The sequence below is a fragment of the Lentzea flaviverrucosa genome, from assembly GCF_003350445.1.
GTDB classification, from domain to species: domain Bacteria; phylum Actinomycetota; class Actinomycetes; order Mycobacteriales; family Pseudonocardiaceae; genus Lentzea; species Lentzea californiensis.
Map to the genome: position 1 here is coordinate 21,676 of NZ_QQAU01000004.1, position 26,769 is coordinate 48,444.

Annotated in this window: 30 protein-coding genes, 1 tRNA gene and 1 other RNA gene; 6 read left to right on the forward strand and 26 right to left on the reverse strand. The window is 70.4% G+C overall.

Annotated features, from left to right (window positions below):
* Positions 1 to 41: 41 nt before the first annotated feature.
* The 11 genes from DFR72_RS13685 to DFR72_RS13735 are packed head-to-tail and all read right to left on the reverse strand — an operon-like array spanning position 42 to position 10,715.
* Complete coding sequence (locus DFR72_RS13685) at positions 42 to 803, reverse strand: helical backbone metal receptor (protein WP_090065777.1); 762 nt, start codon at positions 801 to 803, stop codon at positions 42 to 44.
* Positions 803 to 1,468: an NADPH-dependent F420 reductase gene (gene npdG, locus DFR72_RS13690; protein WP_090065776.1), complete on the reverse strand. Its 666-nt coding sequence runs from the start codon at positions 1,466 to 1,468 to the stop codon at positions 803 to 805. Before npdG ends, DFR72_RS13685 begins: the two co-directional genes overlap by 1 nt.
* Before the next feature lie 56 nt (positions 1,469 to 1,524).
* Positions 1,525 to 2,934 carry an RNB domain-containing ribonuclease gene (locus DFR72_RS13695; protein WP_090065775.1) on the reverse strand — a complete coding sequence of 470 codons (1,410 nt, stop codon included), beginning with the start codon at positions 2,932 to 2,934 and terminating at the stop codon, positions 1,525 to 1,527.
* Positions 2,935 to 2,958: 24 nt separating this feature from the next.
* Positions 2,959 to 3,153 carry a hypothetical protein gene (locus tag DFR72_RS44975; RefSeq protein WP_090065774.1) on the reverse strand — a complete coding sequence of 65 codons (195 nt, stop codon included), beginning with the start codon at positions 3,151 to 3,153 and terminating at the stop codon, positions 2,959 to 2,961.
* Complete coding sequence (locus tag DFR72_RS13705) at positions 3,150 to 3,623, reverse strand: hypothetical protein (protein WP_090065773.1); 474 nt, start codon at positions 3,621 to 3,623, stop codon at positions 3,150 to 3,152. Before DFR72_RS13705 ends, DFR72_RS44975 begins: the two co-directional genes overlap by 4 nt.
* 18 nt (positions 3,624 to 3,641) lie before the next feature.
* Positions 3,642 to 4,643 (reverse strand): C40 family peptidase, encoded by a 1,002-nt coding sequence (locus DFR72_RS13710; RefSeq protein WP_090065772.1) that lies wholly within the window; start codon positions 4,641 to 4,643, stop codon positions 3,642 to 3,644.
* A 3-nt stretch (positions 4,644 to 4,646) separates the two neighbouring features.
* A complete protein-coding gene (locus DFR72_RS13715; protein ID WP_090065771.1) occupies positions 4,647 to 5,243 on the reverse strand; it encodes a hypothetical protein in 597 nt (198 codons plus the stop codon).
* A 12-nt stretch (positions 5,244 to 5,255) separates the two neighbouring features.
* Positions 5,256 to 7,121: a hypothetical protein gene (locus DFR72_RS13720; protein ID WP_090065770.1), complete on the reverse strand. Its 1,866-nt coding sequence runs from the start codon at positions 7,119 to 7,121 to the stop codon at positions 5,256 to 5,258.
* Positions 7,118 to 9,982, reverse strand: a complete 2,865-nt coding sequence (locus DFR72_RS13725) for an ATP-binding protein (protein WP_090065769.1) — start codon at positions 9,980 to 9,982, stop codon at positions 7,118 to 7,120. The genes DFR72_RS13720 and DFR72_RS13725 overlap by 4 nt, the downstream gene beginning before the upstream one ends.
* A complete protein-coding gene (locus DFR72_RS13730) occupies positions 9,957 to 10,433 on the reverse strand; it encodes a hypothetical protein (RefSeq protein ID WP_090011217.1) in 477 nt (158 codons plus the stop codon). Before DFR72_RS13730 ends, DFR72_RS13725 begins: the two co-directional genes overlap by 26 nt.
* A 3-nt stretch (positions 10,434 to 10,436) precedes the next feature.
* The gene (locus tag DFR72_RS13735; protein ID WP_170176263.1) at positions 10,437 to 10,715 is read right to left on the reverse strand and encodes a hypothetical protein; all 279 of its coding nucleotides are present in this window, start codon (positions 10,713 to 10,715) and stop codon (positions 10,437 to 10,439) included.
* A 434-nt stretch (positions 10,716 to 11,149) separates the two neighbouring features.
* Between DFR72_RS13735 and DFR72_RS13740 the strand changes: the two genes are divergently transcribed.
* Entirely contained in the window at positions 11,150 to 11,413 is a 264-nt protein-coding gene (locus DFR72_RS13740; protein ID WP_245982911.1) for a ParB family protein, read from the forward strand.
* A 47-nt stretch (positions 11,414 to 11,460) separates the two neighbouring features.
* On the opposite strand, the gene DFR72_RS13745 is transcribed toward DFR72_RS13740, so the two are convergent.
* The 3 genes from DFR72_RS13745 to rnpB form a co-directional block, all read right to left on the reverse strand.
* The gene (locus DFR72_RS13745) at positions 11,461 to 13,044 is read right to left on the reverse strand and encodes a DUF6345 domain-containing protein (RefSeq protein ID WP_090065767.1); all 1,584 of its coding nucleotides are present in this window, start codon (positions 13,042 to 13,044) and stop codon (positions 11,461 to 11,463) included.
* Between the two features lie 154 nt (positions 13,045 to 13,198).
* Complete coding sequence (locus DFR72_RS13750; protein WP_245982912.1) at positions 13,199 to 14,323, reverse strand: threonine synthase; 1,125 nt, start codon at positions 14,321 to 14,323, stop codon at positions 13,199 to 13,201.
* A 17-nt stretch (positions 14,324 to 14,340) separates the two neighbouring features.
* Positions 14,341 to 14,732: RNase P RNA component class A (rnpB, locus tag DFR72_RS13755), an RNA gene on the reverse strand.
* A gap of 174 nt (positions 14,733 to 14,906) precedes the next feature.
* Here rnpB and DFR72_RS13760 point away from each other — a divergent pair.
* A complete protein-coding gene (locus DFR72_RS13760; RefSeq protein WP_090065765.1) occupies positions 14,907 to 15,428 on the forward strand; it encodes an NAD(P)H-dependent oxidoreductase in 522 nt (173 codons plus the stop codon).
* A 39-nt stretch (positions 15,429 to 15,467) separates the two neighbouring features.
* Positions 15,468 to 15,752: a hypothetical protein gene (locus DFR72_RS13765; protein WP_090065764.1), complete on the forward strand. Its 285-nt coding sequence runs from the start codon at positions 15,468 to 15,470 to the stop codon at positions 15,750 to 15,752.
* Positions 15,753 to 15,754: 2 nt separating this feature from the next.
* Here DFR72_RS13765 and DFR72_RS13770 read toward each other — a convergent pair whose 3' ends face one another.
* Complete coding sequence (locus DFR72_RS13770) at positions 15,755 to 16,834, reverse strand: bifunctional RNase H/acid phosphatase (protein WP_090065863.1); 1,080 nt, start codon at positions 16,832 to 16,834, stop codon at positions 15,755 to 15,757.
* 65 nt (positions 16,835 to 16,899) lie between these two features.
* Here DFR72_RS13770 and DFR72_RS13775 point away from each other — a divergent pair.
* Positions 16,900 to 16,985 (forward strand) — tRNA-Leu (locus DFR72_RS13775).
* Positions 16,986 to 17,179: 194 nt separating this feature from the next.
* On the opposite strand, the gene DFR72_RS13780 is transcribed toward DFR72_RS13775, so the two are convergent.
* The 5 genes from DFR72_RS13780 to DFR72_RS13800 form a co-directional block, all read right to left on the reverse strand.
* Positions 17,180 to 18,157 carry an NAD(P)-dependent alcohol dehydrogenase gene (locus DFR72_RS13780; protein ID WP_090065763.1) on the reverse strand — a complete coding sequence of 326 codons (978 nt, stop codon included), beginning with the start codon at positions 18,155 to 18,157 and terminating at the stop codon, positions 17,180 to 17,182.
* Positions 18,154 to 18,828, reverse strand: coding sequence for a DUF2306 domain-containing protein (locus DFR72_RS13785; protein ID WP_090065762.1), 675 nt, complete (start codon positions 18,826 to 18,828; stop codon positions 18,154 to 18,156). The genes DFR72_RS13780 and DFR72_RS13785 overlap by 4 nt, the downstream gene beginning before the upstream one ends.
* 95 nt (positions 18,829 to 18,923) lie before the next feature.
* On the reverse strand, positions 18,924 to 19,595 hold the full coding sequence (locus tag DFR72_RS13790) for a response regulator (RefSeq protein WP_090065761.1): 672 nt from the start codon (positions 19,593 to 19,595) through the stop codon (positions 18,924 to 18,926).
* Positions 19,592 to 20,728 (reverse strand): sensor histidine kinase, encoded by a 1,137-nt coding sequence (locus tag DFR72_RS13795; RefSeq protein WP_090065760.1) that lies wholly within the window; start codon positions 20,726 to 20,728, stop codon positions 19,592 to 19,594. Before DFR72_RS13795 ends, DFR72_RS13790 begins: the two co-directional genes overlap by 4 nt.
* A gap of 121 nt (positions 20,729 to 20,849) precedes the next feature.
* On the reverse strand, positions 20,850 to 21,212 hold the full coding sequence (locus tag DFR72_RS13800; protein ID WP_090065862.1) for a cupin domain-containing protein: 363 nt from the start codon (positions 21,210 to 21,212) through the stop codon (positions 20,850 to 20,852).
* Between the two features lie 177 nt (positions 21,213 to 21,389).
* Between DFR72_RS13800 and DFR72_RS13805 the strand changes: the two genes are divergently transcribed.
* Positions 21,390 to 22,229, forward strand: coding sequence for an aminoglycoside phosphotransferase family protein (locus DFR72_RS13805; RefSeq protein ID WP_090065759.1), 840 nt, complete (start codon positions 21,390 to 21,392; stop codon positions 22,227 to 22,229).
* Positions 22,230 to 22,496: 267 nt separating this feature from the next.
* On the opposite strand, the gene DFR72_RS47480 is transcribed toward DFR72_RS13805, so the two are convergent.
* A complete protein-coding gene (locus DFR72_RS47480) occupies positions 22,497 to 22,631 on the reverse strand; it encodes a hypothetical protein (protein WP_256239117.1) in 135 nt (44 codons plus the stop codon).
* A 45-nt stretch (positions 22,632 to 22,676) separates the two neighbouring features.
* Positions 22,677 to 23,231 (reverse strand): TetR/AcrR family transcriptional regulator, encoded by a 555-nt coding sequence (locus DFR72_RS13810; protein WP_090065861.1) that lies wholly within the window; start codon positions 23,229 to 23,231, stop codon positions 22,677 to 22,679.
* A 113-nt stretch (positions 23,232 to 23,344) separates the two neighbouring features.
* Between DFR72_RS13810 and DFR72_RS13815 the strand changes: the two genes are divergently transcribed.
* Positions 23,345 to 23,893 carry a hypothetical protein gene (locus DFR72_RS13815; RefSeq protein ID WP_170176264.1) on the forward strand — a complete coding sequence of 183 codons (549 nt, stop codon included), beginning with the start codon at positions 23,345 to 23,347 and terminating at the stop codon, positions 23,891 to 23,893.
* Positions 23,894 to 23,968: 75 nt separating this feature from the next.
* Here the strand turns inward: DFR72_RS13815 and DFR72_RS13820 are convergent, their stop codons facing one another.
* Genes DFR72_RS13820 through DFR72_RS13835 form a run of 4 tightly spaced genes read right to left on the reverse strand, consistent with a single transcriptional unit; the run spans position 23,969 to position 26,762 of the window.
* Positions 23,969 to 24,706, reverse strand: a complete 738-nt coding sequence (locus DFR72_RS13820; protein ID WP_090065758.1) for a zinc ribbon domain-containing protein — start codon at positions 24,704 to 24,706, stop codon at positions 23,969 to 23,971.
* Complete coding sequence (locus DFR72_RS13825) at positions 24,703 to 25,527, reverse strand: Nif3-like dinuclear metal center hexameric protein (RefSeq protein WP_090065757.1); 825 nt, start codon at positions 25,525 to 25,527, stop codon at positions 24,703 to 24,705. The genes DFR72_RS13820 and DFR72_RS13825 overlap by 4 nt, the downstream gene beginning before the upstream one ends.
* Entirely contained in the window at positions 25,524 to 26,519 is a 996-nt protein-coding gene (cobC, locus tag DFR72_RS13830) for an Rv2231c family histidinol phosphate aminotransferase CobC (RefSeq protein ID WP_090065756.1), read from the reverse strand. Before cobC ends, DFR72_RS13825 begins: the two co-directional genes overlap by 4 nt.
* Before the next feature lie 36 nt (positions 26,520 to 26,555).
* Entirely contained in the window at positions 26,556 to 26,762 is a 207-nt protein-coding gene (locus DFR72_RS13835) for a hypothetical protein (RefSeq protein ID WP_030472678.1), read from the reverse strand.
* Between the last annotated feature and the right edge of the window lie 7 nt (positions 26,763 to 26,769).

Here is a 26,769-nt window from a genome sequence, read left to right on the forward strand (position 1 = left end):
TCCTGGCAGCGCACGGGGTTCCGCGAATCCACCCGAGGTTGTCAACCCTGGCCGTAGTCCAGTGCCCTCTGGAGGGCAGGCTTTGCTTCCACGAGCGAAGGCCCGTACCAGGTGAGGTGCCGGCCGTTGACGAGCGCGTAGGGCAGGCCCGGGAAGCTCTCCGGGCCGTCCTCGTGGGTGAACACGTACGGCTCGTCGGGCAGGATCACCAGGTCGGGGCGCTTGTCGTTGAGCTCGTCGAGGCCCGGACGCGGGTAGCGCTCGTCGTGCGTCGCGTAGACGTTCTCGATTCCCAGGCGCCGCAACACATCGGTGGCGAAGGTATCGCGGCCGACGACGACCCACGGGCGGCGCCAGACCGGGATCAACGCGGTGAGCTTCGCCGGTTTCGCGTCGCGCCACAGCTCTTCGGCCTCGGTCAGCCACTCGGGCACGAGGTCCCAGCCGAGCGCGAAGAGCCGCCTGAGCGACTCCAGCGCCATCGGCACCGTCTTCGGCGCCTCGGTCACCCAGACGTTGACGCCGTTGGCGCGCAACCGGTCCACGTCCTCGGCGCGGTTCTCCTCGGAGTTCGCGATCACGAGGTCGGGCCGCAGCGCCAGGACCTTCTCGACGTCCGGGTACTTGGACCCGCCGACGCGCGCAACGTCGAGATCGGCCGGGTGCGTGCAGTAGTCCGTTGCCCCGGCCAGGGATCCGGGCACGCTCACCGCGACGGCCTCGGTGATCGACGGCACCAGGCTGACCACCCTGCGCGGCTGGTCCAGCGCGACCGGCTCACCGAGGTCGTCGACGGGGAGCATCAGACTCCCGTGATCTTCAGGCCGGCGTGGGTCTTGTAGCGGCGGTTGACCGCGATGAGGTTCGCGGTGAACGCCTCGACCTGGTGGGCGTTGCGCAGCCGGCCGCCGTAGACGCCGCGGAAGCCGGGCACGAGCTCGGCCAGTTCCCGGACGGTGTCGGTGGCCTCGCGGTCGTCGCCCAGCACCAGGACGTCCATGTCCACTTCGGACACGCTGAGGTCGGCCAGCAGCACGGCGGACACGTGGTGGAACGCGGCGGTGACCCTCGACTCCGGCAGGAGGAGCTCGGCCTGCTGCGCCGCGCTGCCCTCGGTGACCGGCAGTGCGAACGGCCCCTGCTTGTCGAAGCCGAGGGGGTTCACGCAGTCGATGACGATCTTCCCGGCCAGCTGGTCGCGCAGGCTGGCGAGCAGGTCTCCGTGCCCGTCCCACGGCACCGCGACCAGCACGACGTCGGAGTCGGCGGCGCAGTCGGCGTTGTCCGCGCCCCGGACGTCGCCGCCCGCGATCTCGACGATCTCCTTGGCCGCCAGCTCCGCCCGGTCCGCGCTGCGGGAGCCGATGATCACCTTGAGGCCCGACTTGGCCCAGCGGATGGCGAGGCCCTTGCCCTGGGCTCCGGTGCCGCCCAGGACGCCGACGGTGAGGTCACGAATGTCTGTCACCCCTGCATCTTCACACGCCCCGCCGGGAGCGGGCTGCCCAACGTGACCTTGGGCTCTCAGCGCACGGCCTCGAAGCGCACGCGCCGTTCGGCCGGGTCGGCCTCGGCCAGGCGCACGCGAATCGATTCACCTTCCGGCAGCCGCTTCCCGGAGCACTTGGCGAGGATCGGCGGCGCGGACACGAACACCTCGGCGTCGTTGTCGCCGGACCGCAGCACCACGGCGTCGAACTCCTGCCCGACGCGTCCGGCCAGCACCCACGCCTCGACCTGGTCCAGCGACGCCCGCTCCACCTTCGAGGCGAGGGAGTCGGACGACCCCATCAGCGACGGCAGCTGCGGCAGGGCCTCGGCCAGCCAGGCCGGCAGCTCCTGCCCGGCCGTGACCGCCAGGCACACCTCGGTGGCGAAGCGGTCGACCAGGCGGCGCAGAGGTGCGGTGACGTGCGTGTACGGGGCCGCGACACCCGCGTGCGCCACGAGCTCGGGGACGGACCCGTTGAACGCCGAGTAGCCCGCACCGCGCAGCAGCCGCGTGGCGTCCGTGAACAGTGCCAACGCTTCTGGTGTCGAGGCGTCCAGGCCAGCCAGGAACGCGCCCGGCGACAGGTCCGCGGGCCACTTCACCTTCAGCGCCGCCGCGGACTTCCGCAGCGAGGCCACGGCGGAGTCGTCCGGCTCGGGCAGCGTGCGCAGGACGCCCACGCGGGCCTCCAGCATGATCGACGCGGCCGCCATGCCGGTCATCAGCGAGATCTCCGCGTTCCACGAGTCCACCTCGGCACGGGGCCTGGTGACCAGCTGCCAGCCGTCCCCCTCGGACTCGATCTCCTGCTCGGGCAGCTGCAGCTCGATCGCGCCGCGCTGCCGGGCCAGTGCACGGCGCAACGGCCCGAACTCGGCCAGCGCCGCCACGGACGGGTGCGGATCGCCCGCGTCGAACGACTTCTGCACCGACTCGTAGTCGAACTGGGCCGTCGAGCGCACCATCGCCCGGCGCACCTCGACAGCCGTGGGAACGCCATCGGCCCCGCACGTGAACGTCCACAGCACCGCGGGGCGCACGACTCCGGGCAGCAGCGACGCCGCGCCCTCGGAGAGCACGGTGGGGTGCAGCGGGACGTTGCCGTCGGGCAGGTAGAGGGTTTGCCCGCGCCGCCGGACCTCCAGGTCCAGCGGACCGCCGGGCGTCACGAACAGGCCCAGGTCGGCGATCGCGTAGTGCACGACGAAGCCGTCGCCGGACTTCAGGACGCACAGCGCCTGGTCCAGGTCCTTGGCGCCGGGCGGGTCGATCGTCACCAGGGGCAGCGAGGTGAGGTCGGGGCGGTCTCCCGGGGAACGGGAGACCGCCGCCTCAGCCTCGGCGAGCACGGCCGCGTCGAAGGAGGACGGCAGACCGAACTCGGTGCGGATGCCGTCGAAGGACACGTCCGCACGGCCCGTGCGGATCACCAGGGAAGCCACCCGCACAGACTAAGGACCCGAAACTCAGTCCTCGTCGTCGCCGCGCCACTTCTTGTCGGACTCGTCCGCGGCCTTGGTCCGTTCGCGGGCGATCTCCAGGGCGCGGGCCGCGGTGGCCTCGTCCTGGTACGGGCCCATCCGGTCCGGGCCCTTGCAGCCCTTGCCCTGCTCCACCGTCTGGTGGGTCAGGCAGTAGTACCAACCGTTGCTGTCGCTCATACGCGTTCGCCTCCCAAAGGCGCGGGGAACCCCCGCGGCGGCGTGGACTGGTTGGCGTTGGCGTACTCCGCCGGGATCGGATCCAAACACGAGACCAGCACCGTGCGGTCCTCGGCGTTCTCGATCTTGCGCCCGGAGCGGTCGCGGTAGACGAGAGAACCGTCGGAGTCGATCTCCATGATCGCGCCGACCTCGGCCAGCTGTTCCTCGTCGAGGTCGGCCAGCTTCTCGTAGCGCGACGGCACCACCCGGTACACCGGCCACTTCAGGTGGGCGTAGGTGCGGTGGAAGTCCGCCAGCAGGTGCACGAGGTGCTGCTGGAACGGCAACGGCATGGCCTCGGCCAGAGCACGTGGGATCACCACGTAGTCGGCAGAGACTCCCGGTGCACCGGCCGCCACGTAGTCACGCACTGGTGTGCTCGACGCGGGCGGTCCGGAAGGCCTCGGGATGGGGTCGTGGTTGAACATGGAGCGCCTCCCCGCGATCTACACGCCCGGCCGGACGGCCAGCGGCATCAACTCGTAATAGTCCCAGTTGACCTTGCTGATCTTCACGACATCACCCGTCTGGGGAGCGTGGATGTACTCGTCGCCACCGAGGTACATGGCCACGTGGTGCACCGTCCTGGGGTTCGACGTGTCGGTCGCCCAGAAGATCAGGTCGCCTGCCTGGGCGTCGCGCACCGGGAGGTGGGCGCCGCCCTTCTCGTACTGGTCGTTCGCGACGCGCGGGATGCTCACACCGGCCGCGCCGAAGGCCTTCACCAGGATGCCGGAGCAGTCCCACGCGTCCGGGCCGTTGCCGCCCCACAGGTACGGCTCGCCCAGCTGTTCCTTGGTGAACCCGATCGCGATGCCCGCCGCGTTGGACGCCAGCAGGAACTCCCCCGCGCCCGAGCCGCAGCCCGCCGGGTCGGTGATCGCGCCCAGCTCACCGAGCAGGAACGCCGCCATGGACTCCCAGTTGTGGTACCGGTCGGGGTACGCCGACCGCTCCACCGCCTGCGCCGAGTCACCGGGGCGCCTGTTCTCCCAGTCCGGCACCTTGAGCAGCACGTCGTAGAACTTGTTGATCGCGTACGTCGGGTCGGTCACCTCGGCCGGCGTGCCCCAGCCCATCGACGGGCGCATCTGGAAGATGCCCAGCGAGTCGCGGTCGCCGTAGTTCAACGGACGCAGACCCGACTCGGTCATGCCGGCTTGGATCGCGATCTGCCACGCGAGCGGGGGCAGCTTGCGCTCCTGGCCGATGGAGATGATGCGCGCGACGATGTTGCGCTGCTCCTCGTTGAGGCGCGACGCGTCGTGACGGCCCTTGTCACCGTTGCCCGAATCCCACGGGCCGATCGCCGCGTTGCAGCTCATCCGCATCAGGTTCGCGCCGGCGGCGGGGTTCGTGGAATTGCTGACGACCTGCGACACGCCCGACGTCGTGACCGCGATCACTACGATCATCGCCAGCGCCCCGATCAGCAACATCACGCGCATGGCTCAGTCCACCTTCGTGTAGCTGTTCACTCGCCACTTGCCGTCCGGTGCCTTGACCAGCGTGATCCGCACCTTGCCCAGGTCCGTGGGGACCTCGAAGTCGATCGACGACGTCGTCGACTTCACCGCCTTGACCTTGTCGGTGAGCTTGTCCGGCACGTTCCGCGGGTCGATCGTGGCCATCTGCGCGAGGAACTCGGGGGTCGTGTACTCCTCGAGCTGCTTGAGCCACTTGGCGACGTCGTTGTTCGGCGGCGGCTTGACCCAGGTCTCCGCCCACAGCTCCGCGATCAGCTGCGCGTCGGCGGCGGGGGGCGCCGCCTTCGCGGAGTTGGACGGCACCGGCAGCTTGGTCGGCAGCGAGGTGCCGCTGGACGGCAGCTGACCGACCTGGGTGCCCTGCGACGACGTCGAGGTCTGCCCGGCGGCGGACGGATCGGTGGGCTTGCGGTCGAGCACCTTCGGGATGATCACGCCGAGGGAGACGACGAGCACCACGAAGATGATGATCGAAGCGGCCAGGTGACGCGGGGAACGCAGCGGCCAGCCCCACAGCCTGCGGTAGACCGCGGCGCGGCCGCGGTTGGTACGGATCGGCACCTACGCCTCCCTTCAGTTGTCCCTGACTTCGAACCCGCGCGACGGCCGGTAGATCACGTGCACCGGACGCCCCGCCACCACTTCCGTCTCCGCCCTGCGCGGTTCCTGCACCGGCGCGGAGTAGGCGCCCGACCGCGACGGCACGAGCACCGCGTCGTCGACCCTGTCCCACTGGCGGTCGGTGACCGTCGGGCTGTCCACCACGCGCGACCGGGCGGCCGGCAGTGCCGCCGGACCGGATCCCGCGGGCAGCGCGCCCGCCCGCACCGACGAGGAGTCGCCACCGTTGACGATCTGGCCGGGCGCGGAGTCCCGGTCGAGCCGCTGCGCCGTCGCCATGACCGGGTTGGACGCCTCCGGGCGCACCCGGCCGCGACCGCGCTGCGGCACCGCGTCGCCCTCGGCCTCGTTCTCCCGCACGGAGTCCCAGAACTCGTCCTGCGGCGTCGGGCCCGCCTGCTTCCTGCGGCCCGCGAGCTTCGACCAGACACCACCGCTCATCGGCAGGACGTTGCTCGCCGAGCCGACGGACATCTCGACCATCTGCCACATGCGGCGCAGCGGTTTGCCGATCACGAAGCACACGAGTGTCAGCATCAGGCCGAGCAACGTCCGCGTCAGCAACGAGAGCCCGGTCGCGTTGAAGATCGCCTGCAGCAGCAACGCGTGCACACCCGCGAGGACCGCGAGGACCAGCACGTTGAAGATCGTCACGGCGGCCGCGCGGGCGACCTTGCGCAGCAGGTCGTGGTGCAGCAGCGCGACCAGGCCGATGAGCGGCCCGGCGAGCGTCAGGATGCGCAGCAGCAGCTGGGCCAGCAGCACCGCGGCCTTCGCGAACAGCTGGAACAGCGAGAACGCGATGGACTGCAGCAGCGCCAGGAAACCGGCACCGGTGCGGCTGCCGTCGGCGCCGTCGAAGTAGCCCTTGGCGGTGCCGAGCTGGGCCTCGAGTGCCTTCCACTCGGCCTTCTTGGCGTCCAAAGCTGCCTGGTCGGCGTCCTTGCCCTCGGCGATCTCGGCCGTGGTCCACGCCTGCGCCTTGAGGATGCGCGGCCCGTACTCGGCGGCCTGCGGTGCGTCCGGCGTGCCGAACGCACCGCGCAGCCAGCTCTGGTAGACGACGGCGTCGTGCAGTTTCGTCGGTAGTACGTGGAGCGTGCCTTGTTCTTCAGGCGCCTCGATGAACCCTGCTTGGATCTCCGAGGTCTTGGAGACCAGCGTGTTGTCGAGGAGGTTGTAGAACTGCGGCAAGGCCAACGTGGACGTCGCCAGCCACATGGCCGCGAGCGCCCAGAGCCCGCGTTTGGAGATCGCGGCGAAGTCGCCGGTCCAGATCTGCCGGAACATCAGGATCGCGAGGAGCAACGCCACCAGGCCGAACCAGCGCAGGTAGACATTGTCGTAGACCTTCTGCACGCCGTTCTTCACGGCGTCGTCCAGCGGGACCAGCAGACCGCGGCCCATCACCGTGTAGTGCAACGCGTTCGTGGCACCGACGATGTTCTTGCCGATGCTGAAGAGCTCGTTGCCCGCCCACGTGTCGAGCGTGGCGTTGGCGTCCGGCAGGACACCGCACTTGGCCTGGTAGTTGTGCCAGACCATGCCCGCGTAGCCGTAGTCGAGGTACGGCGAGCCGGGCAGGCCGTTGCCGACGGGCGGGTCGAGCGCGCCGACCATGCCGGCGCCGGGCCGTTCCGGGTTCGGCGCCTCGCCACAGGATTGGGCGTGCGCCATCGGGGCACCCATGACCACCTGCAACGCCAGGATGGCCGCGACGAGGCCGACCGACCTGGTGCGTGCTGACGCGCGCAGCGCGAACCGCCGCCTTGCCCAGAGCAAGGCGGCGATCGCGAGCACGATCGTCAGCGCCGTCATGCGCCGCCGTCCCGGTGGCGGTTGGTGCCGTCACCGTGGGCCACGAGTTGGGCCTCTTCCTCCGTCAGTCCTAGCTCCATGTCCGCCGCCAGTTCGTCGTCGATCTCGTCGGGCACGTAGGCGGGCGGCATCGGGGCCGCGTTGGGGTCGTCCGCCGGCACGAGTTCGCCCTTGCCGTTGTCGCGCTTGGCGTCGGGGGTCGTGTCGAGGGCGTTGCGCAGGTGCTCCAGGTGCGGGCCGCTGAAGTCGATGCGGATCCGCTCCACGCCACCGGCGCCGTCACCGAAGATGAACTGCCGCGGCGCGCGGTCGCGTTCGGTCGCGTTGCGCTCGCCACCGGGACGGCGGCCGAGCGAGGCGATGACCTGCTCGTACCCGGCGCCGATCGGCACCTTGAGCAGCCGCAGCGCGTCCGCCTGCGCCGAGTCGTCGTCGAGCCGGCCGACGAAGACCGAGTCGAGCAGCGTCACGAAGCCCTGGATCTTCAGGAAGTCGGCGGGGATCTGCGACGACAGCAGCACGCGGACGTTCCACTTGCGCGAGTCACGCGCGAAGCGGTTCATCAGCACGCGGCCGGTCGGGACCTCGGAGAGGAAGAACGCCTCGTCGATCCAGACGCCCTTGCGCTGGTCCTTCGGCTTCTCGTAGATCGAGCGCTGGGTGAGCCACGCGGCGAGGTTCAGCATCTCGACGCCGAGCGACTCCGCGTCCGTCCAGTGCTCGCGGCCGACGCCGTCCTTGGGCAGGTTGAGGCCCGCCATGGTGAGGACGGTGAGGCGGTCGTCGCGCACCTCGTTGTACGGGTCGAGGTTCTCCTCGGGGATCAGCAACGACATGCGCTCGCGCATCTCGTCGAGGAAGTCCGCGACGACGACGGCGTGCTCGTGGTGCTCGGACGCGTCCCTGCGCAGCGCCTCGAAGACGAGACCGGGGTGCGCGTCGAAGCGGCCACCGACCGTGCGGACGGCACGCAGCAGCACGATGCGCGTCTGGGGCAGACGCGCGACCTCGTACGGCAGCAGGCCCGTGAGCACGTCCAGCACGAGGCGGCGGCGGGTGGCGGCCGCGAGGGCCTTCTCCCGGCGCCAGGCCCGTTCCGGGTCGTCCTCGTCGAGGAAGTGGTCCAGCAGCGGCTCGGCGACCACCCGGTACGGGTTGAGGATGCCGGGCTGGGCGTTGAGCAGGTTGATCGGACGCGCGTACGGCCGCAGTTCCGGCAGCTCGCACAGCGCGGACAGCGGGCCGGACGGGTCGAGCAGCGTCCAGTGCGCGCCGGCCCGCAGGGTCTTGTAGACCATGCCGCCGCCGAGGAACGACTTACCGGCACCCAGGCCCGCGACCATCGCCGTCAAGCCGGAGGCGTCGCGGAGCTCCTGCGCCATCCAGGGGTCCCACGCGACCGGGCGGCGGGTGGCCGTGACGGTCTCGCCGAGCAGGATGCCGCGGCGGTCACCGACCTCGGCCGTGGCCGTGGGAACGGCGGACGCGGCCCACAGCACGCTGCCGCGCCGCAGGTACGCGCCGCTGGACAGCGGCTCGCCCGGGATGAACTCGCGCGCGATCGCGTACTGGGCCTCGGGGTGCTCGATCGCGACCTTCGGCTTGTACAGCTCCAGCAGCGACTGGGCCAGGCGCAGGGCCTCGCGCTCGGTCGGGCCGGAGACGGCGAGGCGCCACCACGAGCGCACGCGGGTGCCCAGCGCGGTGAAGCCCGACGTCATCTCGTCGTCGATCTCCAGCACGCGACCGGCCTGGCGGGCCAGCGACTGCGGCGGTTCCAGCTCGTGCTCGTCGGTGTAGTGGCGGACCTGTGAGCGGACCTTGCTCATCTGCCGCGACAGCTCGCCCGAGACCTCTTCGGGCTTGCGCACGTAGATGCGGGCGGACCACTCGACCGAAGCCGGCAACCTGTCCGCGCGCTGCACCCACGGGTCGTCGACCTCGGGGATCTGCAGACCGTGCATGAGGCCGACCGTCAGGACCGCGACGTGCCGCTTGATGCCCGCGTTCGAGCCGGTGCGGCCGCGCACGGTCACCGTCGGCGAGTAGGGCTCCTGGTGGAAGTCCGCGGCGTCGGTGAACGACGCCAGGTCCTCCGGTTCCCACGCGGCACCGGGCACGGCGGGCAGGTTGCGCGGCGCGGGCAGGCCCAGCGAGCACGACCTGTGCATCAGCCAGGACATCTCCTCGGCCGTCGCGGGACGCCCTTCGAGACCGGCGGACCCGATGACCTGGTCGAGGTGCTCGACCTCGGAGTCCAGCGCCACCAGTTCGGCGTCCACGGCGTCCGGGAAGACCTTGCGCAGCACGGGGGCCGCGCGTTCGACGGCGCGGTCCATCATGTTGCGGGTCTGCACCTGAACGCCCAGGTAGACCTCTTTCTCCGCCATCGAGCGGCCCATGAGCTGCTGCTGCTCGCCGACCATGTAGTCGTCGAACGACAGCGTGCCGGGGGTGTCCGGCAGGCGCTTGACGGCGTTGTGCACGTGCGCCTCGGCCCACATGCGGATCGGGTACGGCCGCGTGGTCACCCGCAGGTGCATCCAGCGGCCCTGCAACTCGGCGTACTGCCCGGCGATGGCGGCGATCAGGTCCTGGCGCTGCGAGTCGCTGCGGAACGACCAGCGCTGCGGCGCGAGCCGGTACCAGGCGTAGACCTCCTGGCCGGTGCGCAGCAGGTGACCGTCGATGCTCCTGGCGGAGATCGACGGCGTGTAGCTCGGCACGGCCTGCTCGCCGGGCAGGCGGCGGCCACGCTTGGAATAGGCGGCCCGGTCGCGGTCGCGGGGGTCGGCCGCGGCGGCGTGCTGGGCGATGTGCTGGGCGGAGCGACGGTCACGGTCTCGCCGGCGTCCGAACACCGCGAACCTCCTTCTTACGGCTGTCTGGCGTCCGGCGGGGCTGGGCCTGCTGTCTCGCCCGTCGTTGTTGTTTCTTGGTCAACTTGGGACGAGGCCGCTGCGGACTGACCCGGATCCGGGCGGCGCTGGCCGCCCCGCCGGTGCTGGCCGTGCGCTCTCGAGGTGCGGTGAGCTCGCGGACCCACATCGACATGACGGCCGTGAGGGGCCGTTCATGGCTGATCCGCTGGGTGATGAAACGAGTGAGGATGATCGTCGCGACGAGGGCCCACGCGGTCGAGAAGAACCCGAACCCGATGCCCATCTGCCGTTCGATCGTGAGTACGACGAGGAAAACGACGATCCCGACACCCCACGCGACGTATCGCGCGCGCCAGGGGAACGTCGCCTTGGGCGGACCGAGCCAGACGGCGTCGACCCGGTAGACCTCGTCGTCGGTGCGGACCCGCACGGATCAGCCTCCGACGAACAAGCCGGCGAGCCACTTGCCGATGTTCGCGCCGGCGTCTGTGGTGACGGCGAGGCCGATGATGGCCAGCGCGACGATCACGCCGCCCAGACGGCGCATGACTCCCGCGTTGTCGCCCTTGCCACCTCCCAGCCAGAGCAGGAGCAGCGCGACCGTCAGCAGCAGCAGGGGAACGATGTTGTTCAGGATCCAGTCACGGACATTGCTTGTGCCCGGCACCGTCGGCTGCTGCTGAGCAAGTGTCACCAGGTCCATGGCGGTCATTCGGTACTCCAGAGGGCGCGGGGGCTAGCGCTACGAGTAGAACACGAGTTCGTCACGACGTGTGGGGCTGTTGCTGCGGGGTGTAGATCATCTGGCCGTTCCGCCTGGGGGGAATTACGTCTAATCTGGCCGACACATCATCACTGAGGAGCCGTCAGTGGGGAACACCAGGATCAAGATTCTCTCCGTCGCCGCCAAGGTTCACCCGACTGCGAACGCCCTGGTCACCCACAGTGCGTGCGCTTCAAACACGCGCATGTGCACACTCGTGTGAATGCCCTGAACGGCCGGTTCGCGACCCCTCTGATCGGCTCTGCCGGCACCGCGGGCGCGTTCCGGAGCGACGACTCCGAGGAGATTCGCCCATGCTCGAACCTGACCTCGTGCCGGATGGAAGTGTGGACGGAATCACAGCCTCCCCTAGTGCTCCAGGCGTGGACGAGCCTACCGGGCAGAGCACGCAATCCCGGCGCCGGGTCCAAAGGACGATCAACTTCGACAGGTCCGTGCTGGAGCGCGCTCGTGCGGCAGCCACCTACCTCGCTTCGTACGAGCCCCAGGCCGGGGTTCGGTCGCTCGCCGACATCGTGAATCCCGCGGTGCTCGCCTACGTGACCGAGTTGGAGGACCTCTACAACAACGGGGAGCCGTTCCGGCCCGTGCTGCGGATGCCGTCGGGGCGGCCGGCCAACAGGTGAAGCCCGGCGACCGAGGGCCGCCGGGCTTCTTCGAGGGACGCCGGTCGCTAGGACGCGCCGGAGATCCGCCAGAACACGCCGCTCGAGGCGTAGTCAGGGCCCACCGAGCCCTTGCCCCAGAAGTAGTCGTTGTAGTTGCCGAGCGCACCCGTCGAGGTGACCGGCCCCATGGTCGCCCAGCGGACGGACGCGGGCTGGGTGTCGATGCTGGCCTGCGCCCACGCGTCGCGGACCTTCATCGGGTTGTTCCACCACAGGAACGGCGAGCGCCACATGTAGTGGCCGAACTTGCCGCCGTGGTTGGCGGAGTTGTAGCTGACGGTCGTGAAGCTGTTGATCTGGTGCAGGCCGCGGAAGGCCTGGCCCCAGCGCTGCGCCCAGGTCTGGCCGCCGGTGCTGTCCTCGAGGACCTGGCAGGTGAACAGGCTCATCCACTCGACGTCGTTCTGGCCCCAGCGCGCGTCGGTGTTCGCGAGCTTGTTGTCGGTGTGGTTGGAGCAACCGGTGAAGTAGAAGCCGGTGCCGGAGCCGTGGCCCTGCCAGTAGGTGAGGTCGACGTCGTCGGCCCAGTTGGTGTCGTTCCCGCCGGCGAACATCGGGTCCTTGAAGTCGCTCTCCCACGCGTTGCCGTCGAGCCAGCTGAAGTCGCGGGTGATGCCGTGGTTGCTCGCCTCGGTGTTGAACGTGCCGATGTTGGCGGCGGTGTTGGGCAGGCCGGAGCAGTTGCCGGTGCCCTCGCTGCCGACCTGGGTGCCGGCGCCCTGGCTCTTGAACTGCTGCTCGGGCCGCGGCTCCTGGCCCGGTCCCGGCTGCGGCAGCTCGGCGCCGACCGCGGCGGGCAGGGTGATGGCCTGCGGAGCGCCACCGTCGTCGTTGCGGCCGGCGCAGCGGAACGAAGGCTCGATCTTGTCGACCTTGTCCTCCAGCGGCGGGGCCACGTAGACGTAGCTCACCTCGGGCTTGACCGAGGCGCCCAGGTACTTCTGGCACAGCTTGGCGCCGTACGCGAGGTCGTTCACCTCGACCGTGCCCGCCTTGTCGTAGGTGCGGGCCGCGTGGCTGACCGCCGTCACGCCCTGCGCGTCGAACGAGACGCGGATGTTCGCGCCCTCGCCCTCCAGCGGAAGGCCGTCGAGCTGGAACGTGTACGAGACGCTCGTGTCGAGGTTCGCCGTGAGTGCGTTGCGCCCGTTGGCATCGGAGAGCTCGAACGTCGTGTGCTGCGCACTGGGCGTCGCGTTGCCCGGCAGCACACCCGCTGCCCTCAAGGCTTCCTGCGCGCGCTTGGCGGCCTCGTCGGCGGGGATGGTCTTGATGCGCTTGATCGCCTCGGTGTCGAGCGCGGTCTGCGTGGTGGCGTTACCGTCCTCGTCCGGCCTGCCCTGTCCTTTGTCGACGGTCGGCAGGTACTGGTAGCGCTGCTCGTCCGCGAAGGACACCGCGCCGGCCTCGGACCTCTGGACGTCCTTGAGGCCGAACGCGCGTTGCAGCCTCTGCGCCTGCTCCTGGTCGAGACCGGAGCTCTTCACCCCGTAGACGGGCAGCTCCGTGGCGTCCGCGGTCGCGACGCCGACCGCTCCCGCGGTGACGAGACTGGACAGGGCCAGTACCACCGTCAGCTTGCGTTGCATGTGTCTTCCTCCCTCGGGGACGGCCGGCTGCAGGGGCCGGCCGTCTGACAGGAGGATCTGCACTTGTTCGTGGTGATACCGAGAGTGGCCAGTTGTGGCAGGCGCACCACTCGAACGGCCGAAATTCTGTAACACCCTTGGGGCAGCGGAGGATCTAGAGGCGGACAGCTGGGTACTTGATGCCCGCGCCGGTGTTCAGCACGACCACTTCGTCGTCCGCCCCGAGCCAGCCGTCCTCGCGCAGTGCGCGGACGGCGCTGATCGACGCGGCGCCTTCCGGGCAGAGGAAAACGCCTTCGAGACGGGCGGTTTCGGCGCGGTCGGCGGCGATCTGCTCGTCGCTCACCGCCACCGCCGTGCCACCGGTCTCCCTGATGGCCTGGAGGATGATGAAGTCCCCCAACGGTTTCGGCACGTTGATGCCGAACGCGCTGGTGTACGCGTCGTGCCAGAAGGCCGATTCCGCTTCGCCCGCCTCGAAAGCCCGGACGATCGGCGCGCACCCGGTCGACTGGACGGCGACGAGCCGGGGCAGGTCGCCGGAGATCCAGCCGAGCTCGCGCATCTCCAGCAGCGCCTTGTGAATGCCGATCAGGCCGACCCCGCCGCCGGTCGGGTAGACGATCACGTCGGGGACGCGCCAGCCGAGCTGCTCGACGATCTCGTAGCCCATCGTCTTCTTACCTTCGATGCGATACGGCTCGCGCAGGGTCGACGCGTCGAAGAGGTCGACGTCCGCGATGGCCTTGCCCGCGTCGGCGATGGTGCCCGGCACGATCCGCAGTTCGGCGCCGCTCGCCTCGACCTCCTCGCGGGTGATCAGCGGGGCGTCCTCGGGCATCGCGATGACGCTGCGGATGCCGGCTCGGGCCGCGTACAGGGCCCAGGCCGCGCCCGCGTTGCCGTTGGTCGGCATCTTGATGCCCTCGATGCCCAGCTCCTTGGCCCTCGCCACGCCGACGGCCGCGCCACGGGCCTTGAACGAACCGGTCGGGATGAGCGACTCGTCCTTCATGAGCACGGTCGCGTCCAGCGCCCGGCTCAGCGCGGGCAACGGCACGAGCGGCGTCATGCCCTCGCCGAGGCTGAACGCAGGGTCGGGGTCGCGGACCGGCAGGACGTCGCGGTAGCGCCACAGCGAGTTCTCGGCCGTCGGGCGGGCCACGCGCGTGAGGTCGTAGCGGGCCAGCAACGGCGAGGCGCACCCGTGGCAGAGGTTCTGGACGGCGTTGGCGTCGTGTTCGCGGCCGCAACGGGCGCATTCCAGATGCGAGAGCATGGCTTCATGCATACAGGCGGATGAGCCGGCATGTAAGCCGGATCCTGTTCATGGGACCGAGGTCCCAGTCGGCGGCCATCCATCTGGGCCTGCCGTTGCCGACAGGCTCTAGCGGCCTACCCGCGAGCATCGGGCGGGCAGCCCTCGAACGCTCGCGCAGCACCTTCACTTGCGATCCGGTGCCCTCTTGGCCTTGCTCCGGGTGGGGTTTACCTAGCCGCCCCAGTCACCTGGGGCGCTGGTGGTCTCTTACACCACCGTTTCACCCTTACCGCGGCTTTCACCGAGGCGGTCTGTTCTCTGTGGCACTGTCCCGAGGGTCGCCCCTGGTTGCCGTTAACAACCACCCTGCCCTGTGGAGTCCGGACTTTCCTCGACAGTCACCTGCCGCGGCCGCCCTGCCGACTCATCCGCCTCCCGAGGATATCCCAGCGGCTGGAACCGGTTGTCCACCGGTGCGGACGTTGGTTGACTTCAGCCATGACACGACGTCGCCACGTCGACTACGGCCGCGTGGCAGCAAGCCTGTGTTGCCTCCTCTGAGTGCGTTCTCCGTAGCCGCGAACTCAGGGAGTGCCTTGTCATGTCCGATCTGCTGATCATCTCCGGTGCGCCGTCCCACTCCGCGCCGACCGGTGTCGTCGTGTCGTTCGTGGAGGAGCAACTGCGAGCCGCCGGGCACCGCGTGTCTCTGCTCGACGTGCGGTCGCTGCCCACGTTGTCGCTGCTCACCGAGGACCTGCGGGACCCGGAGATCGCCGCGGCCGTGAACGGGCTCCTGGCAGCGGACGGCCTCGTGGTCGCCTCGCCGGTGTACCGCGCGGCGTACAGCGGGCTGGTAAAGGCGTTGCTCGACCTGCTGCCGCGCAAGGCGTTGCGCGGGCGGCCTGTGCTGCCGCTGGCGACGGGCGGCAGCCAGGGTTTCCTGGTGGCGATGGACTACGCGCTGCACCCGTTGCTCGCGGCCAAGGGCGCGGACCAGGTGGTGCGCGGCGAGTTCGTGCTGGACCAGAACGTCGGGACGCCCGCCGCCGCGGCGGCCCTGGAAGCGGCGGCCGACCGGTTCACCGCGGCGCTGACGCCCCGGCTGCGCAAGGTCAGCTGACACCTGCTCCTCCCTGGGACACTGCTCCGGGGAGGACCGATGGTGAAACCGCTCCGCATCGCCTTGGCCGTGGCAGCCGCAGCGCTGGCCGCAGGCGCGTTCCTGCTGTTCAGCGGCCCGGAGAAGACGGTCGCGGCCCAGACGACCTCGACCACGGTGCCGTCGGGCTCACCCGGCGCGGGCTGGACGGAGGAGGAGATGCGCAACGCACGCGGCCCGGACATGACGGCCGGCCCCAGCGCCGAGGCCCTGGTGGCCGGCGGCGCCGCCCTGGCCACACTGACGATCCTGCTGGTGGCGCGCCGCCGTTCCTCTTCGCGCTGACCTCAGCCGAGGTGCGAGGTGTCGTTCACGAGCTTCACCGACGCGTGCCCGTCCGGGTAGAACTCGGCGATCGACACCCCGGTGAGGTCGAGGTGCATCCGGAACAGGAACTGCGGCCCGACGTCCAGCGCCTGCCGGAGCAGCGTCTTGATCGGCGTGACATGGCTGACCAGCACCAACGTCTTACCGCCGTACCGCGCGATGATGTCCGTGCGCGCCTTGCGAACCCGCGCGTGCACCTCGTCGAAGCTCTCGCCGTTCGGAGGCTTCACGGCCGTGTCGCCCAGCCACCTGCGGTGCACCTCGGGGTCCTGCTTGCTCGCCTCGGCGAACGTCAGCCCTTCCCAGGCACCGAAGTCGGTCTCGATGAGCCCCTGGTGGGTGACGACCTCGAGCCCGATCTTGTCCGCGAGCTTCTGCGCGGTCTGCTGCGCCCGCTGCAGCGGTGACGAGATGATGCCCGCGATGCCGTCCACCTTGGACAGCCGCGCCGCGGCCTTCTCCGCCTGCTCCAGCCCGAGCTCCGTCAGCGGGTGATCGCCCCGCCCCGAGTAGCGCCGGTCGACCGACAGCTTCGTCTGCCCGTGCCGCAGCAGGATCAACCTCGTGGGCTCCCCCGCCGCGCCACTCCAGTGCGGCTGCTTGGCCCCTTCGGCCTCTCGGGGCTCTTCGGGCTTCTGGGGCTTGGCCTCGTCGTCCATGGCCTCGTTCGCGAGCCGGTCCGCCTGCCGGTTGCGCTCACGCGGGATCCACTCGTACACGACCTTCTGGAAGTCGCGCGCGACCTCCTGCGCCTCCCGCGCGAGGGGCTGCATCGAGGGGTGCTTGATCTTCCAGCGCCCGGACATCTGCTCGACGACGAGCTTGGAGTCCATCCGCACGTCGACGGTCTCGGCGTTCAGCTCCCTGGCCGCCCTGAGCCCCGCGATCAGCCCCTGGTACTCGGCCACGTTGTTGGTGGCGACGCCGATGAACCCCTTGCGCTCGGCCAGCGTCTCGCCGCTGAGCTTGTCGCGCACGACGGCGCCGTACCCGGCTGGACCGGGGTTGCCCCGCGAGCCGCCGTCAGCCTCGACGATCACCTTCACGGGCCGATCGTAGCCCCGCGTGCAGGTGCCTCCGGACGGCCTGTATTCTGTTCACATCAGTCTGGGTGGCGGAATGGCAGACGCGCTAGCTTGAGGTGCTAGTGCCCGAAAGGGCGTGGGGGTTCAAGTCCCCCCTCGGACACCAGCTTTAACCACACGCAAAAGAGGTCGTCGCACAGACGGCCTCTTTTGCTTTGTCGTGCTGCGGTAACCCGGGCTCCGTGGTAGACGTTGGCGCGGTGCCAGGTGAAGTAGGGCTGCGAGTCGGCGCGGTGCGCTCCGCAGGGGCGTCCGTGCAGCTGGTCAAGGTGATCGCGCAGCCGACCGGGATAGCGACGATCACACGGTGATGACGACCTTCGCGCGGGCGTGTTCGGTCTCGACGTAGCGGACGGCATCGGGCACCTCGTCCAGCGCGTAGGTGCGGTCGATGACCGGCGTGAAGCCTCCCGACTCGGCGAGGTGCCGCAGCGCCGTGAGGATCTCCCGGCCGGGCGTCGTGGTGAGCACCAGCAGCCGGTCGCGGACGAACGGGGCCAGCAGCTTCGCCCTGATCATCAGCCGCATCGGCCCGGCGAGGCTGCCGCCGCTGAACACTCCGCCGCCGGACAGCACGATCGTCCCGCCTGGTGTGAGCGCGCGGCGCAACGTGGTCAGCGAGTGGTTGCCGACCAGATCGAGGACCAGGTCGTAGCGCGTGCCGCTCGTGGTGAAGTCGTCCGCGGTGTAGTCGATGACGTGGTCCGCGCCGAGCGACGCCACCAGTTCGACGTTCCTCGTGCTGCACACGCCGGTCACGGTGGCGCCCGAGTACTTCGCGATCTGCACTGCGAACGTGCCCACGCCTCCGGACGCTCCGTTGACCAGGACGTGTTGTCCCGGCTGGAGGTTTCGCAGTCCCTTCAACGCGGTGTGCCCGGCCAGCGGTACCGCCGCGGCCTGTTCGAAGGTCAGGTTGGCGGGTTTGGTCTCGACGAGGTCTTCGGACACGCACACGTACTCGGCGAACGCCCCCTCGGCGGCGCCGGCGTCGCCGTACACCTCGTCACCTGGCCGGAAACGCCGCACGTCCCTGCCGACCGCCTCCACCGTGCCCGCGAAGTCGCGACCGCGGATCTTCCTCCTCGGAGCGGTGACTCCGATTCCGGTGAGCCGGGCCAGGTAGGGGTCTCCGCGCATGACGTGCCAGTCGTACGCGTTGACCGAGGCCGCGTGCACCCGCACCAGCACCTCGTCGCCGGAGGCCGCCGGCGGTTCCACGTCGCGGAGTTCCAGCACGTCCGGCGATCCGTACCGGGCCTGGACCACTGCCTTCATCGGGTCCCCCCGAACGCGGGCGCGACTCCGGCGCGGATCGGGCGAGCCGGCCACTGGCGGCGGATGATCCACTCCGCCACGGCGGCGTTGACCAGCCAGGCGGCGAGCATCAGCAACGCCTTGCTGAGCCGGTCGGGCGTGCCGACGGCCACCAGCCACGCGGACAGCGCCACCGCCTGTGTGGCGGCGCCGAGGCCTACCGCGAAACCGCGGATCATCCAGGCGCGGTGCCGGGTGACGTCTCGGCGGAGGATGGCGGCGACGCCGAGGGCGATGAACACCACCCACGCCGTGCCGAACACCAGCCGGACGCCGGTGAGCAGAGCGCCCACGTCGTCGGGCTTGGGGTAGAAGACGGTCATCCACAGACCCGACAGCGCTCCTACCAGTCCACAAAGGACCAGAAGTCTCCCTGCGGCCCGGTGCCACCCCGGTCTGCGGCGGCGGAAGCCCGGAGCGAACTGGAAGGCGCCGAGGACTGAGTACACGCTGACGGTGATGGCGTGCACCACCACGGGCACGGGTGAGGCGAAGAAACGCGCGTTGTCCGGTGTGATCTCCGCGCCGCCGCCCAGCTCGGTCAGCCGGAGGACGCCACCGAGCACCGGGATGACGCTGAACAGGATGATCGCGGCCGGGATGAGCTTGTCCTGCTTGGTGGAGGAGGGCATGCGTCAGATCGTGGTGCCTGGGGCGGTGCCGACTCATCGGCACAAGGGCCGCGATCGTCCCCGCCGATGGTCCGACCCGCTCGTCGTACTTTCGGCTACTGACGCCGGAGTCCACTCCGGACGCGCTTGGTCTCGTAGGCCCAGATCGCGATCTCGACGCGGTTCCTGGCACCGATCTTGGCCATCAGGCTGGCGACGTGGCTCTTGACGGTGCTGAGCGCGATGTGGAGGTCCTGGGCGACCTCGCTGTTGGTGCGCCCGCCCGCGACGGCGACGAGGACCTGCTCCTCCCGTTCGGTGAGCGGGTCGACCGGTTGCCCGGCGCGGCCGGCGGGACCGGTGTCCGCGAAAGCCTCGATGAGCCGGGCGGTGACGCTGGGGGCGATCAGGGCGTCGCCTGAGGCCGCGGCGTGGACGGCCTGGGCGAGCAGGTCGGTGCCGGCGTCCTTGAGCAGGAAACCCCTGGCTCCCGCGCGCAGTGCGGCGTAGACGTACTCGTCGAGGTCGAACGTGGTGATCACGACGACGGCGAGCGGGTCGGCGACGCCGGGCCCGGCGAGCAGGCGGGTGGCCTCGATGCCGTCGGTCCCGGGCATGCGGATGTCGAAGAGGCACACGTCCGGCCGCAGCCGGCGGGCCAGTTCCACTGCCTGTGTTCCGTCCGGTGCCTGGCCGACGACCTCGATGCCCGGCTGTGCGTCGAGGATCATCGAGAGGCCCGTGCGGACGATCTCCTGGTCGTCCGCGACGACCACCCGGATGCTCATGCGGCCGACCCGGTGAGCGGCAGCACGGCGGTCACGGTCCAGCCCCGGCCGGGGTTCGGGCCCGCCTCGCAACTGCCGCCGAGCAGGCCGGCGCGTTCCGTCATGCCGATCAGTCCGTGCCCCAGCGCCGCGGTGCCGCGGAGGGTGCCGGTGTCGCCGTCGTCGCTCACCCGGAGGCGGACCGACGAGTCGCCGACGGTGACCCTCACCTCGATGCGGGTGGCGTGCCGGGCGTGCCGCCGCGCGTTGGTGACCGATTCCTGGGTGAGCCGGTAGATCGCGGTCCCCACCGATCTCGGGAGGTCGTCGACGGCCCCGTCGATCCGCACGTCGACCTCGGGTCCGGGCCGGCCGGGGCTCGCGAGCCGTTCGATGTCGGTGACGCTCGGGCTGGGTGCCAGGTCCGCGGGCTCGTTGTGGCGCAGGGCCCGCACCATCGTGCGCATCTCGGCGAGCGCCCGCGACGCCTCCGATTCGATCAGGCTGAGCGCCTCGACCGCCGCCTCCGGCCGCGACGCCACCGTTGCGAGCCCCGCCTGGGCCCGGATCGCCATCGCCGACACGTGGTGCGCCACCGTGTCGTGCAGGTCCCGTGCCAGCCGTTCCCGTTCCAGCAGCTTGACCTGGTCGAGCTCCCGTGCCCGCGCCCGTCCCCGGTAGCGCACCGCGGCACCGAGGGCGCACGCCGCCCCGAGGACGGCGCTGCCGCCCACCGCCTCCCCCAGGCTGATGAAGCCGAGCACCGCCGACAACCCGACCTTGCCGACCATGATCGCCAGCCCGGTCACGGCTTCACGCCCGGAACCCCACCGGAACAGCGAGAACGGGAAGAGCACCATGTACAGCATCACGTTGAGCTCGGGTTCGCCCCCGAGCACCAGCGAGGCGAGCGCGGCCACGCCGAACGCGACGGCGACCACCAGCAGCGGCCTGCTCCGGCGCAGCAACAACAGCGGCAGCAGCCCCACCGCCAGGACCAGCGAGCCGGCCCGCGCGCTCAGGTCCGGCCGCAGCACCACCTCGAGCACCGCAACGGGCAGGAGCACGGCGACGAGCGCCCAGTCCCACCACAGCCGCGCCGCCGCACGCACCGGCCGGGGCTCTTCCCACACCGACCGCAGAAGGGCGAACACGTCCTCATCGTACGAGAGCCGGCAGCGGGACAGATCCGTCCGAAGTACTAGACCGCGGCCTCCGGAGCTGGTCGAGCGGGCCGCGACGCCGGAGAGTTCCAGCCCGCTCCCCCACCCGGGATCACCGCTTGGCGTAGTCGTCCATGCCCTGCCAGTCGACGATGACGCACGGTTCGTCACCGACCGTCCACGCGTCGTGGCCCGGTGCGGCCATCATGAAGTCACCCGAGCCGATCTCGGCCTCCTCGCCGTCGTCCATCACGATCTTCATCCGGCCGGACACGACGTAGCCCTTGTGGGCCACCTGGCAGCTGTCGGTCCCGGCGATGGGCTTCACGTGCTCGGCCCAGTGCCAGCCCGGCTCGAACACCGCGCGGCCGACGGCGCCGGCCTCCGAGTTGATCAGGTCGAGATGGCCCGTGCTCTGCTCGAAGGGACGGGTCTCCTCGGGCTTGTTGAAACTCTTGACCAGCAGACCGGACATGACGAACCTCCTGAAAACGCCGATCAGCCAGCGGAACACGTCCGCGACGACCGTGCTCGCCGCAGACGACCCGAACCACCGGGCCGAAATACCTGAACTCGGACGGTCGGGTGTCGGACACGCTTGGTGGTCACCCGCTCGGCCGGCCACGAGGTCGTCCGGTTGTAGGTTCCGGACATGATCAAGGCCGCCCCGGACCTGCTGGAGATCGCGTCCGCCCTGCTGCCCGGCACAAGCCTGGACGACGCCTTCGTCGCGCCCGACGGCAACATCCACCGCGTGCTGCTGATCCCGGGCGTCGCCGCGGTCCGCGTCAGCAAGCGCCCACTGGCCGCCGCGTCCATGCCCCGCCGTGTGGAGGTGTTGCGGCAGCTGGCTTCCGCGGGCCTCCCGTTCCAGGTGCCGGTGCCGCTCACGCCCGTGACCGCGTTCGGCGACCAGGCCGCCGTCGCCGTGTCGTGGATCGGCGGCACCGCTCTGCCCCGGGGTGCCGGTGATCCGGGGCAGGTGGCCGAGGTGCTGGAGGCCGTGCGTTCCGTACCGCTCGACGGAGCGCTGCTGGAGGTTCTGGACGACCGGGCGCAGGGTCCGTCGTGGTCGGAGATCATCGCTGAGGAGATCATTCCCCGCCTGCCCGCTCGCTGGCAGACCGAGGGCCAGGCACGCCTGGAGGCCTGCCTGGCCCTGGAGCCGGCGCCGGATGCCTTGGTGCACGGCGATCTCAGCGGTTCGAACGTTCACTGGTCGGCGGACGGGAGGCTGCTCGGCGTCCTCGACTGGGACATGGCCATGCCCGCCGACCCCGCCATCGACGCCGCGCTGATGGCCTGGCACGGCTGGGAGAACGTACGTCGTGCCGTCTCCGCCTCCACGTACCGCCGTACCCGCACGTGGGACGCGCTGTTCGGCGTCGAGCACCTGGTCGCCACGATGAATGGACGGCCCATGACCAGTCCGGACGGCTTCGTCACCGCGATCGTGCCCTGGCTGGAGGCCAACGTCCCGATGATCCGCTGACGCCGTGCGACCGGTGGACGGTCTCGCGGCAGGTCGTCCGCGTCGAGGGAGAGGTTCGCCCGCTCGGCCGCCTCGCAGAGCATGGAGACGAGCGTGGGGAAGAAGTCCCGGTCGACCAGGACGTCGGATTCCTCGGTGACGACGACAACAGGCAGCAGACCGTGCCCGCTGCCGTGGAGGTCGTCCACGAGCGCGTACCAGTTGTGGCCGAAGTACGGGGAAAGCCGAGTTTCTCCGCGAACTCGCGGAACAGGCCGACCTCCTCGGTCATCTTCCCGGGGCCAGGCGCCGGACGACGCCGGCGGACTCGATCGCCGCCACCTGCTCCCGCACCGAGCGATCGCCGTTCTGCGCCACCACCACCCAGGGTTCGACCGGCGTGGTGGGGTCGACCGGCGTCATGGCGTTGGTCAGCGATGTTCCTTGGTTCTCGAGTGATCCCGTGATTCAGGCACGTGCTCGGAGGATGCCTTCCACTGCTTCGAGGAGGGTGTCGCCGATCGGGCCGGGATCCGAGAGGCAGCCGGCCGCCATCGCGCCGTCGCGCAGCATCACGAAATGCCTGCCGTCGCGCTCCGCTGGAGCGTCTCCCACGCGGGCGAGCAGGGCCGTGACGGTGTCGAGGAACCATTGGCGGTGCGCCAGGACCGCCTGGTGCACGGGGTGTCCGGGGTCGGCGTACTCCGCCGCGGCGTTGAGGAAGGCGCAGCCGCGGAACTCCTCCAGGCGGATGTGCGCGGCGATCCCCCTCGCGACGGAACGCACGGCGTCCGCGTCGTCCGGCGCCGCTGCCACGCCCGCTTCGACGTTGCGGCGGGTCGCGTGGTCGGCCTCGGTCAGGTAGGCGAGGACGAGGTCCTCCTTGCCCGCGAAGTGGCGGTACATCGTCGCGCGGGTCACCTTCGCCTCGGCGAGGATGCGGTCGACTCCGACGGAGTGCAGGCCCTCCGCGTAGAACAGCCGGCTGGCCGTTCCCAGCAGGCGGTTCCTGGCGTCGGACACGGTGCGGGTCACCCTTCCGACGGTAGCAGAGAGAACGTTCGGTCTTGACAGGCGAGCGGAAGGCTGCCAGCCTCGAAGCAGAAAGAACGTTCTCCCTACTTCAAGGACATCCCGTGAGCATCGACGCAGCGTCACCCGCAGGCCTCGCCCCCGCCCTCCGCACGCTCTACCTCGTCCGCTTCGGGTTCGCGGTCGTGTGGGCGGTGCTGCTGTTCCTCACCGCGACGGAGATCGGCCCGGTCAGCGGCACGTTGCTGGTGCTCTACCCGCTCTTCGACGTGGCTGCGATCGTCGTCGACAGCCGGGCGGCACGCGCCGGCCGGGCGTCCGCGGCCCTCTACGCCAACATCGCCGTCAGCACGCTCGCGGCGGCGGGCCTGGCGTTCGCGGTGACGTCCGGCATCCCGGCGGTCCTGCAGGTGTGGGGCGTGTGGGCCGTCGTGTCCGGTGTGGCGCAGCTCGCCGCCGGTGTCGTGCGGCGCAGCCTCGGCGGGCAGTGGCCGATGATCATCAGCGGTGCGATCTCGACGCTCGCCGGGACGTCGTTCTTCCTGCAGGCGAGCGCTCCGGACGCGACGTTGCGCAACCTCGCGGGCTACGCGGCGATCGGTGGTGTGTTCTTCCTCGTCTCGGCGCTGCGGCTGCGGCGCCGTGGCGAGTGAGGGGCGCTTCGGAGACGAAGAAGGCCCGGTAGGAACAGGAAACTGTTCCTACCGGGCCTGCGTTCGTCCGGCGACTCAGACCTTGGGCTCCGCGATGCGGACCAGGATCGTGCCGCACTCCTCACAGCGCACGATCTCGTCCGCCGCCGCTTCCTTGAGCTTCGACACCGCACCGCGGTCCAGCTCGATCCGGCACGCTCCGCACCGGCGCGACTGGAACGGCGCGGCGCCGATGCCGCGCTGCTCGCGCTGGCGGTCGTAGAGCTTCAGCAGGTCGTCCGGGAAACCCTTCGCCATCGCCGAACGGTCGGCGGTGCGGCGGGTCTCGGTCGACTCCAGATCGGCGAGAGCGGCGTCACGGCGGCGCGTGGCGTCCTCCAGCGTCTCGCGGGCCTTGTCGAGCTCCACGCGCGCGAAGGAGGCGTCGGCGTCGACGGCTTCGCGGCGTTCCATCAGTTCCAGCAGGTCGTCTTCGAGGATGCCCTGACGGCGCTGGATGGTGGCGAGCTCGTGCTCCAGGTCGGTGAGCTGCTTGGAGCCGACGGAGCCGGACTGCATCAGCTTGCGGTCGCGCTCACCGCGGGCACGGACCTGGTCGATCTCGGTTTCCTGGCGCTTCACGTCGCGGTCGAGGTCGGTGAGCGTCGTCTCGACGGCCACCAGCGCGTCCTGCTTGGCGCGCACCTGCTTCTCGACCTCGTTGATCTCCGTGATCTCCGGCAGCGTGCGGCGGCGGTGGGTGACACGCGCCAGTTCGGCGTCGACCGCGGCCAGGTCGAGCAGCCTGCGCTGCACTGCGGGATCGGCTTTCACGCATGTCCTCCTACTGCTGTGCTCGTCGCACCGACGGTCCACGGGTCGGTCCGGCGGGTGGAGACGAGTACGTCGACCCTACCGCCGAAGGCGGACCGCAGGATCTCCGCCGCCTGCTCGCACCACGGCCACTCGCTGGCCCAGTGCGCGACGTCGACCAACGCGGGCCCGCCGGACTCGACGTGCTCGCTCGCCGGGTGGTGCCGGAGGTCCGCGGTGACGTAGGCGTCGACGCCGGCCCGCTTGACCACGTCCAGGAAGCCGTCTCCCGCACCACCGCAGACCGCGACCCGCTTGACCAGGCGTTCCGGGTCTCCCGCCGCCCGGACGCCCTGGACGGTCACGGGCAGCGCGTCGGCCACGCGCTGGGCGAAGGCCCTGAGCGGCTCGGCCTCGGGGAGCTCGCCGATGCGGCCGATGCCCGTGTCCTCCGTCAGCGCCGCCTCGAGCGGACCGGTGACCGTCAGCCCGATGGCCTTCGCGAGCGCGTCCGAGACACCCGGCGACGCCGAGTCGGCGTTGGTGTGCGCGCAGTACAGGGCGGCGCCGTTGCGGATCAGCTTGTGCACCAACGCACCCTTGGGGTCGTCGGCCGGGACACCGTTGACGCCCTTGAGGAGCAGCGGGTGGTGCGCGAGCACGAGCTGCGCGCCCCGTTCGACGGCCTCGTCCACAGTGGACGACGTCGGGTCGACGCAGACCAGGACCCTGGCGACCTCCTCCCGCGGATCACCGCAGACCAGGCCGACCGCGTCCCAGTTCTCGGCGGTCTTCGGCGGATACGCGGACTCCAGGACCGCGATCACGTCGGCGAGCTTCACGCCAGTTCCTCCATCACGACGCGCAACGCGTCCACGAACACAGCGAACTCCTCCGGCGGCCGGATCGCCACGCGCAGGTACGTGTCGTCGAGCCCAGGGAACGTGTCGCAGCGCCGCACCGCGATCCCCTTGTCCCGCAACGCCTGCCGCGCGCCTCGCGGCGCCCTGATCAGCAAGAACGGCCCCTTCGGAGCAACGACGACGAGGTCTTGGAGCTGCTCCAACGCATGCGCGGCGTACTGCTCGGCCTCCAGCGCGAACCGCGCGGACTGCTCGAGCGCCTCCGGTTCGCAGCACGCCGTGATCGCTTCCAGCGTGAGACTGCCCACTGGCCAGTGCGGACGGCCGTGCGCGAGCCTCGCGAGCGTCTCCGGGTCGCCGAGGAAGTAGCCGGCGCGCAACCCCGCGAGACCCCAGGTCTTGGTCAGGCTGCGCAGCACCAGCACGCCGGGGTCGTGCGCGAGCGACTCGGGCTCGCCGGGGACGGCGTCCATGAACGCCTCGTCGACGACCACCCTGCCGGGCAACGCCTTGAGCGCGGCGGCCTCGTGCAGCACGGACGTCGGGTTCGTGGGGTTGCCGATGACGGTGAGGTCGGCGTCCGAGGTCACGTCCCGCAGGCGGAAGTCGCCGTCGAGCAGCACGTGGTCGACCGGAATCCCGGCATCGCGAAAGGCCACCTCGGGCTCGGTGAACCCGGGGTGGACGATCGCGGCACGGCGCGGCGCGAGCTTCGGCAGCAGCGCGAAGCCCTCCGCGGCACCGTTGAGCAGCAGAACCTCGTCCGGAGAGCGCCCGTGCCGGCGTGCGACGGCCTCACGAGCGCGGTCTTCGGCGAGTTTCGAGGGGTAACGCCCGAGGTCGCCGAGCGCCGCGGCCAGCCGTTCGCGCAGCCAATCGGGCGGGTGCGGCACCCGCACGTTGACGGCGAAGTCTGCGAGGCCTGGTGCGGCGTCGACGTCACCGTGGTGGCGCAGGTCTGGGCTGGTCATCGCCTGAATTCTAGGCGACCGGCTCAGACAGGCGCGTCACTGCATGTAGCGGCGGAGCTCGGTGAGGTGGCTGATCAGCTCGTCCAGCTGGAACGCGTCGAGCTGCGCGGACTCACCGGGCGGGGTGCGGAAGCAGACGCGACCCTTCTCGTTGAGGTACACCTCGAACGCGCGACGGCGCCCGAGGGCGTCGGTGCACCCGATGATCTCCCGTTGCGGGGGCACGTCGGTACCTGTCTGCATGGGCGGC

Coding starts and splice junctions, on each gene's coding strand:
- DFR72_RS13685 (WP_090065777.1), bottom strand. CDS start 803: ATGCTCCCCGTCGACGACCTCGGTGAGCCGGTCGCGCTGGACCAGCCG.
- DFR72_RS44975 (WP_090065774.1), bottom strand. CDS start 3,153: ATGAGCGACAGCAACGGTTGGTACTACTGCCTGACCCACCAGACGGTG.
- DFR72_RS13705 (WP_090065773.1), bottom strand. CDS start 3,623: ATGTTCAACCACGACCCCATCCCGAGGCCTTCCGGACCGCCCGCGTCG.
- DFR72_RS13710 (WP_090065772.1), bottom strand. CDS start 4,643: ATGCGCGTGATGTTGCTGATCGGGGCGCTGGCGATGATCGTAGTGATC.
- DFR72_RS13720 (WP_090065770.1), bottom strand. CDS start 7,121: ATGACGGCGCTGACGATCGTGCTCGCGATCGCCGCCTTGCTCTGGGCA.
- DFR72_RS13735 (WP_170176263.1), bottom strand. CDS start 10,715: ATGACCGCCATGGACCTGGTGACACTTGCTCAGCAGCAGCCGACGGTG.
- DFR72_RS13745 (WP_090065767.1), bottom strand. CDS start 13,044: ATGCAACGCAAGCTGACGGTGGTACTGGCCCTGTCCAGTCTCGTCACC.
- DFR72_RS13750 (WP_245982912.1), bottom strand. CDS start 14,323: ATGCTCTCGCATCTGGAATGCGCCCGTTGCGGCCGCGAACACGACGCC.
- DFR72_RS13760 (WP_090065765.1), top strand. CDS start 14,907: ATGTCCGATCTGCTGATCATCTCCGGTGCGCCGTCCCACTCCGCGCCG.
- DFR72_RS13765 (WP_090065764.1), top strand. CDS start 15,468: ATGGTGAAACCGCTCCGCATCGCCTTGGCCGTGGCAGCCGCAGCGCTG.
- DFR72_RS13780 (WP_090065763.1), bottom strand. CDS start 18,157: ATGAAGGCAGTGGTCCAGGCCCGGTACGGATCGCCGGACGTGCTGGAA.
- DFR72_RS13785 (WP_090065762.1), bottom strand. CDS start 18,828: ATGCCCTCCTCCACCAAGCAGGACAAGCTCATCCCGGCCGCGATCATC.
- DFR72_RS13790 (WP_090065761.1), bottom strand. CDS start 19,595: ATGAGCATCCGGGTGGTCGTCGCGGACGACCAGGAGATCGTCCGCACG.
- DFR72_RS13800 (WP_090065862.1), bottom strand. CDS start 21,212: ATGTCCGGTCTGCTGGTCAAGAGTTTCAACAAGCCCGAGGAGACCCGT.
- DFR72_RS13805 (WP_090065759.1), top strand. CDS start 21,390: ATGATCAAGGCCGCCCCGGACCTGCTGGAGATCGCGTCCGCCCTGCTG.
- DFR72_RS47480 (WP_256239117.1), bottom strand. CDS start 22,631: ATGACGCCGGTCGACCCCACCACGCCGGTCGAACCCTGGGTGGTGGTG.
- cobC (WP_090065756.1), bottom strand. CDS start 26,519: ATGACCAGCCCAGACCTGCGCCACCACGGTGACGTCGACGCCGCACCA.
- DFR72_RS13835 (WP_030472678.1), bottom strand. CDS start 26,762: ATGCAGACAGGTACCGACGTGCCCCCGCAACGGGAGATCATCGGGTGC.